At 62.7% G+C, this 2,196-nt stretch carries 3 protein-coding genes; 2 read left to right on the top strand and 1 reads right to left on the bottom strand.

Annotation, left to right across the window (positions count from 1 at the left end; translation table 11 throughout):
- Window positions 1-473, top strand: a 473-nt coding sequence (gene yfcE, locus ACZM96_RS10775; protein ID WP_489489055.1) for a phosphodiesterase, incomplete at its 5' end; no start/stop codon positions are given.
- A gap of 158 nt (window positions 474-631) precedes the next feature.
- Here the strand turns inward: yfcE and lplA are convergent.
- The gene (gene lplA / locus ACZM96_RS10770; protein ID WP_489489054.1) at window positions 632-1,681 is read right to left on the bottom strand and encodes a lipoate--protein ligase; all 1,050 of its coding nucleotides are present in this window, start codon (window positions 1,679-1,681) and stop codon (window positions 632-634) included.
- A 152-nt stretch (window positions 1,682-1,833) separates the two neighbouring features.
- Between lplA and ACZM96_RS10765 the strand changes: the two genes are divergently transcribed.
- The coding region (locus ACZM96_RS10765; RefSeq protein ID WP_489489053.1) for a DNA ligase LigA-related protein at window positions 1,834-2,196 on the top strand (363 nt) is incomplete at its 3' end.

Below are 2,196 nucleotides of genomic sequence, written 5' to 3'. Positions count from 1 at the left end.
AGGAGAACGCCGACAGACTGCTCATTCTCGGCGACATTCTCTATCACGGCCCGCGCAACGACCTGCCGGAGGAATACGCGCCCAAAAAGGTCATGGCCATGCTGAATCCTTTGCGCGAGAAGCTGCTGTGCGTGCGCGGCAACTGCGACGGCGAAGTGGATCAGATGGTGCTGGACTTTCCCATCATGGCGGAATACGCCGTGCTGACGCTCGGCAATGCCGAGGCCTATGCAACGCACGGCCATCATTACAACGAAAAGACGCCGCCTCCGTTCCCCGCAGGCAGTATACTGCTGTACGGTCACACGCATGTGCCCGTGTGCAACAGGCACGAAGGCTTTGTGGCCATGAACCCCGGCTCCGTTTCCATTCCCAAGGAAGGCAGCGCCCACAGCTGCATGGTGTGGGAGAACGGCGTGTTCCGCTGGCTGAATCTTGAGGACGGTTCCGTGTATCGGGAGTGTTCTCTTTAAAATGAAAAACGCGCCTCTCTGCCGCAGCGGACGAGGCGTGTTTTTTTTTGCGATGTTTCTGCTCCGGCGCGGCGGGGAGCTTTGGCGTTGCGCGGCCGGTTTTGCCGCCTGCGTGACGGAAGCGCGGAGCACTTTTCCCGGAGCGCGGCTGACCTCGGCTACGAAGGTTCGGACTCGCTGCCGGATGAGGCGTTTTGAGCCTTGTCGTCCCGGACGGGATCGCCGCAGAGCATGTCGATGAGTTCCTCGCGAAGCGCGCCGGAAAACCAGCTTTCCACCGGCACGTCGGCCAGCGCTTTGCGCAGGGAAGGCGCGTCGGCGCGTTTGCCCGTCAGTATGGTTTCCAGCTCGCGGATGTCGCGCAGGGCAAAGAAGTCGCCGAACAGACGGCAGCCCGAAATGACGCCGTTTCGCACGTCGAGCAGGCATTCGAGCCTGCCCCAGCTGAAGCGGTGACGACGTTTTTCCGTAAAGCGCGGCGACTGTCCCCAGTTCCACTCCCAGCGGCGGTAGCGGGCGTTTGCGAGCGCTTCGGCCTGCTCCTTGAGAGCGGGATCCAGCGTGCGCTCTTCGTCTGCGCAGCGGCGCGTCATGGCCTCGATCACCATGTCCATGCACTGCGCGGAGCTCAGTCCCGCGGGCAGAAATTCGCGAAGGTTCGCCACCCGCGCCCGATGCGAGGCTACGCCCTTGGAGCGGAATTTTTCCACGTCCACGGCCAGCGCATTGGTGAGCTCGGAGGTGTCCACATCCACGAGCAGGCAGCCGTGGTGCAGCATGCGCTGCCCGGAGCGGCGTTGCGCCGTGCCCGACACCTTGCGTCCGTTCACCGTGATGTCGTTGCGGCTTGTGTATTCGGCGTTCACGCCGAGGTCGCGCAGCGCGGCCACCATGGGGCGCATGAAGGCCTCGAATCCGGTAAGACGGTTTTTCTCCACCCACACAAGAAAGGAAAAATTCACGTTGCCGAGATCGTGATACACGGCGCCTCCTCCGGTGGGACGACGCACGACGGCGATGCCGTGCTCGCGGCAGTAGGCGGCGTTCACTTCTTCGGCGGTATTTTGATGGCAGCCGATGATGACCGACGGCGCGTTGCGCCAGATGAGAAAGATGCCCGGATTCTCCGGGCCGAGCGTGTTGAAGAGGGTTTCTTCCAGAGCCAGATTGAAGGCGGGATCGGTGCTTGCTATGCGCAGGGCGTACATGTCGGACTCCTTGATGACGGGTGCGCTCGCACTATAAGGGGCGGAAGAGCGCTGCGCAAGGGGGATCGCTTGCCCTCGGCACGGCGTCGTGGCAGTATGCCGCAAAAGAGCGAAGTTCAATTAGTCCACTCTATTGCAGATTCGAGGAAGTCATGGATCAGCTTTCATTATTCGACGCTCCCGCGAGGGACGAACACGCCCGCGCCGCGGCCCGGGCGGCGAAGCTCCGCCGGGAGATAGAACATCACAATCGCCTGTATCATCAGCTGGACGCGCCCGAGATCACCGACGAGGCCTACGACGCGCTGTATCGCGAACTGGTGGAGCTGGAAGAACGCTTTCCCGATCTGCGCACGCTGGATTCTCCCACGCGTCGCGTGGGCGGGGCCGTGCTGCCGTACCTGGAAACGCGTCCGCACCGCGAAAGAATGTACGGTCTGGACAACGTGTTTTCCCTGGAGGAGTGGGAGGGCTTCGTGCAGAAGGCCTCGCGCGCGCTGCCCGAAGCCGGGCCC

The organism is Mailhella sp., assembly GCF_057866825.1.
Note: the sequence above shows the minus strand (reverse complement) of the source record. Positions and strands in the feature narration are given on the sequence as shown.

Excerpts from the sequence above, each read along its gene's own strand:
- lplA (WP_489489054.1), bottom strand. The coding sequence starts at position 1,681 with ATGTACGCCCTGCGCATAGCAAGCACCGATCCCGCCTTCAATCTGGCT.